The sequence below is a fragment of the Ramlibacter sp. genome, assembly GCF_035706265.1.
GTDB lineage: Bacteria > Pseudomonadota > Gammaproteobacteria > Burkholderiales > Burkholderiaceae_C > Ramlibacter.
In genome coordinates this window covers 1-4,213 of sequence record NZ_DASSVG010000079.1, presented here as the reverse complement: position 1 = coordinate 4,213, position 4,213 = coordinate 1, and the positions used below count along the sequence as shown (strand labels likewise).

Annotated in this window: 3 protein-coding genes; all 3 read right to left on the bottom strand. The window is 68.4% G+C overall.

Annotated elements, in window-relative coordinates; all coding sequences use genetic code 11:
• Window positions 1-63: 63 nt before the first annotated feature.
• On the bottom strand, window positions 64-1,737 hold the full coding sequence (locus tag VFM98_RS03000) for a Na/Pi cotransporter family protein (RefSeq protein WP_325108414.1): 1,674 nt from the start codon (window positions 1,735-1,737) through the stop codon (window positions 64-66).
• A 178-nt stretch (window positions 1,738-1,915) separates the two neighbouring features.
• Window positions 1,916-2,437 (bottom strand): signal peptidase II, encoded by a 522-nt coding sequence (gene lspA / locus VFM98_RS02995; protein ID WP_325108413.1) that lies wholly within the window; start codon window positions 2,435-2,437, stop codon window positions 1,916-1,918.
• Window positions 2,437-4,213: isoleucine--tRNA ligase (locus VFM98_RS02990; protein ID WP_325108412.1), on the bottom strand; the 1,777-nt coding region annotated here is incomplete at its 5' end. The genes VFM98_RS02990 and lspA, both read right to left, overlap by 1 nt.

Here is a 4,213-nt window from a genome sequence, read left to right as displayed (position 1 = left end):
AAGCCGCCGCGCCGCAGGAGCTCCCCGCCCAGGCGTTGCCCGCCGCGCAGGTGGCTGCCGCCGCTACTGCAGCGCCCTTGTCGCCTGCTGTTCCGGCAGCACCGGCTTGAGCCGGCTGGGCGCCAGCGCGCCGGCCGAATCGAGGATCGGGTAGGCGATCGAGCAGATGTGCGAGTTGATCCGCTTGAGGTCGCTGATCAAGTCCAGGTGCAGGGAGCTGGTCTCGATGCTCTGGGCCGTGTTCTCGGTCAGCCGCGTGAGGTGGGTGCCGGCGTAGGCACGCTCAAGGTCACGGAAGCGCGCCTTTTCCTCCAGCAGCTTCTGCGCGTCGCGCACGGAGCCGTTCAGGAACACGCTCATCCCCAACCGCAGGTTGTCGACCAGCCGCGCGTGCAGTTCGCAGATCTCCGCCATGCCGGCATCGGAGAAGTTGCGGCCCTTGCGGATTTTCTTCTCCTCGATGTCCAGCAGGATGCGCTCGATGATGTCGCCGATCTGCTCCATGTTGATCGTGAAGCTGATGATGTCCGTCCAGCGGCGGCTTTCCTCCTCGCCGAGGGCCTCGCGCGAGATCTTGGTCAGGTAGTACTTGATGGCGGAATAGAGCTGGTCGATCGTGTCGTCCATGCGCCGCAGCTCCTCGGCCAGGCGCAGGTCGTTCTCCTTGATCACGCGCAGCATGCCGAGCAGCATGGTCTCCACCACGTCGGCCTGGTGCAGCGCCTCGCGGGCGGCGTTGGAGATGGCCAACGACGGCGTCTCCAGGGCGGAGGGGTCCAGGTGGTGCGGCCGGCCGGCCACCAGGTTGCGGTCCGGCTTCGGCAGCCATTGCTCCACCCAGCGCGCCACGTACTGCGTGAACGCGAGGAACAGCAGGGCGATCAGCACGTTGAAGGCCAGGTGGTACAGCACCACCGCCGTGCCGTGGTCGGGCACGTGGGGCCGCAGGTACTTGACCCAATAGCCGACGAAGGGCGCCGCCAGCACCACCCCGAAGCACTTGAACACCAGGTTGCCGATCGGCACCTGCCGCACCGGCACCGCGGACTTGGCCGTGGCCAGCACGCCCAGCAGGCCGCTGCCCAGGTTGGCGCCGATGGTGAGGCCGAGCGCCACGTCGAGCGGAATGCCCCCCGAGGCGGCCAGCGTCGCCGTGAGCAGCACGATGGCGAGGCTGGAATAGGCCACCACCGCCATCACGGCCCCGACGGTGATCTCCAGCAGGATGTCGCTGGAGAGCGATTCCAGCAGCGTCTTCACCGCCGGCGAGCGGACCATGATGGCCGTCGTTTCGGACACCAGCCGCAGCGCGAGCAGCATCAGGCCCAGGCCGATCAGCACCCGACCAAAGCGGCCCAGCGGCGTGGACTGGCGGGTGATGAAAAGGACGACGCCGACGAAGATGAACAGCGGCGAGAGCCAGGAGAGGTCGAACGAGAAGACGACCACCATCATGCTGCTGCCGACGTCGGCACCCAGCATCATGGCCAGCGCGGTGGAGAGGCTCACCAGCCCCTGGCCGACGAAGGCGGAAACGATCAGCGCCGTGGCGGTGCTGGATTGCACGAGCGCCGTGACGCCGAGCCCCGCCAGGCCGGCGGCCGGGCGGGTGCTCATGCTGCGCGCCAGGATCTGGCGCAGGTTGGCCCCGAAGACCCGCAGGATGCCGGTGCGAACGAGATACGTGCCCCAGACCAGCAGCGCCACCGCTGCCAGCAGGTTCAGCAAATGCTTCATGTTCTCGGGACATGATACGCCGCGCAGGCTCCGGCCGGGCTGGGGGCGTGCCCTGTCAACGCGAAGTGTTGTATTGCTCCCTCCCCCTCTGGGGGAGGGTTGGGGAGGGGGCACTCCGGGCGTCGAACTACGCCGCGAGCGCCCCCTCCCGGCCTCCCCCCAGAGGGGGAGGAGAAGGTCATTTGCTGCGGCGCACCCTGAGCAGTTCGTCCAGGATCAGGCCCGCTGCGCCGATCGTGATGCCGGTGTCTGCCACGTTGAAGGCCGGGAAGTACCAGCGGTTCGCCCAGTGGAACTGGAGGAAGTCCACCACGTAGCCATGCAGCAGCCGGTCCACCAGGTTGCCCACCGCGCCGCCCAGGATGCAGGCCAGCGCGAAGCAGAACAACTTCTGGCCGGCATGCTTCTTCAGCAGGTACAGGATGAACACCGTGGCCACCACGGCGACGCCGGCCAGGAACCAGCGCTGCCAGCCGGAGGCGTCGCGCAGGAACGAGAACGCCATGCCGGTGTTGTGCGCCCGCACGATGTTGAAGAAGGACGTGACGGTGGTCGCATCCCCCAGCTGGTAGTAGCCCAGGATCAGGATCTTGGTGAACTGGTCCGCGATCAGCACGAGCAGGGCCAGCGCCAGCCACGGCAGCATGCTGCCGGACGCGCTGCTGCCCCGCAGCATCAGTCCGTTGCCGCGCGCGGCCATCAGGCGACGGCCCCGTGCTCGTTGTTGCCGGTGCCCTGGCCGGCAATGGTCTCGGCGCAGCGGCCGCACAGCGCCGGATGCGCCGCATGGCTGCCCACGTCCTCGCGCCAGTGCCAGCAGCGCTCGCACTTGGTGCCGCCGGAGGCCGTCACTTCCACGGCCAGCTCTCCCTCGGCCAGCGGCTGCGGATCGAGCGTCACCTTCGAGGTGATGAAGACGAACTTCAGGTCCTCGCCCAGCGAGCGCAGCAGCGCCAGGTCCGCCGCATTGGCGCGGATCGCCAGGTTGGCCTGCAGCGACGAGCCCACCTTGCCCTCGGTGCGCAGCGCCTCGATGAACTTGTTGGCCACGTCGCGGATCTCGCGCACGCGGTTCCAGCGCGCCAGCAGCGCCGTGTCGGGCCCGCCGATCTCGGCGTACTCCTCGAGGAAGATCGAATCGGAATGGCCGAACACCTTCCAGGCCTCCTCCGCCGTGAAGCTGAGGAAGGGCGCCATCCAGCGCAGCATCGCGTGGGTGATGTTCCACAGCGCCGTCTGGGCGCTGCGGCGCGCATGCGACTTGGGCGCCGTGGTGTAGAGGCGGTCCTTCAGCACGTCGAGGTAGAAGGCGCCCAGGTCCTCCGAGCAGTAGACCTGCAGCTTGGCCACCACCGGGTGGAACTCGTAGACCTCGAAGTGCGCCAGCACCTCGGCCTGGAATTCGGCCGCGCGGGTGAGCGCGTAGCGGTCGATCTCCAGCATCTCGGCCAGCGGCACGGCGTCCTTGGCCGGGTCGAAGTCGCTCACGTTGGCGAGCAGGAAGCGCAGGGTGTTGCGGATGCGCCGGTAGGCGTCCACCACGCGGGCCAGGATCTTGTCGTCGCCGGCGATGTCGCCCGAGTAGTCGGAGGCGGCCACCCACAGGCGGATGATCTCGGCCCCGAGCTTGGTGCTCACCTGCTGCGGCTCGATGCCGTTGCCCAGCGACTTGCTCATCTTGCGGCCCTGGCTGTCCACCGTGAAGCCGTGCGTGAGCAGGCCGCGGTAGGGCGCGCGCCCGTACATGGCGCAGGCCGTGAGCAGGGAGGAGTGGAACCAGCCGCGGTGCTGGTCGTGGCCTTCCAGGTACAGGTCGGCCTCGGGGCCGTTCTCGTGCGCCGCGCCGGCGTGCGAACCCTTGAGCACCGTGGTGTGCGTGGTGCCGGAGTCGAACCAGACTTCGAGGATGTCGGTGCTCTTGGTGTACTGGGGCGCGTCGGCCGCGGCGCCCACCTGGGCCAGGATCTCCTCGGTGGAGGCCTTGCTCCAGGCCTCGATGCCGCCGGCTTCCACCATCGCCGCGGCGAGGTCCAGGATCTCCATGGTCTTCGGATGCAGTTCGCCCGAATCCTTGTGCAGGAAGAAGGGCAGGGGCACGCCCCAGCTGCGCTGGCGGCTGATGCACCAGTCGGGCCGGCCCGCGATCATGTCGCGCAGGCGGGCCTTGCCGTTTTCCGGGTAGAAGCTGGTTTCCTCGATGGCCTTCAGGGCCATGTTGCGCAGCGTGTCCGGCGCCTTGTCCTTCGTGAACACGCCTTCCCCTTCGTCCATGCGGACGAACCACTGGGCGGCGGCGCGGTAGATCACCGGCGTCTTGTGGCGCCAGCAGTGCGGATAGCTGTGGACGATGCCCTCGGTGGCGAAGAGCCGGCCGGCCTGCTCGAGGGTGCCGATGATGTGCGGCACGGCCTTCCAGATGTTCTCGCCCGGGAAGAGCGGGAAGTCGGCCGCGTAGGAGCCGTTGCCCTGCACCGGG

Excerpts from the sequence above, each read along its gene's own strand:
- VFM98_RS03000 (WP_325108414.1), bottom strand. The coding sequence starts at position 1,737 with ATGAAGCATTTGCTGAACCTGCTGGCAGCGGTGGCGCTGCTGGTCTGG.
- lspA (WP_325108413.1), bottom strand. The coding sequence starts at position 2,437 with ATGGCCGCGCGCGGCAACGGACTGATGCTGCGGGGCAGCAGCGCGTCC.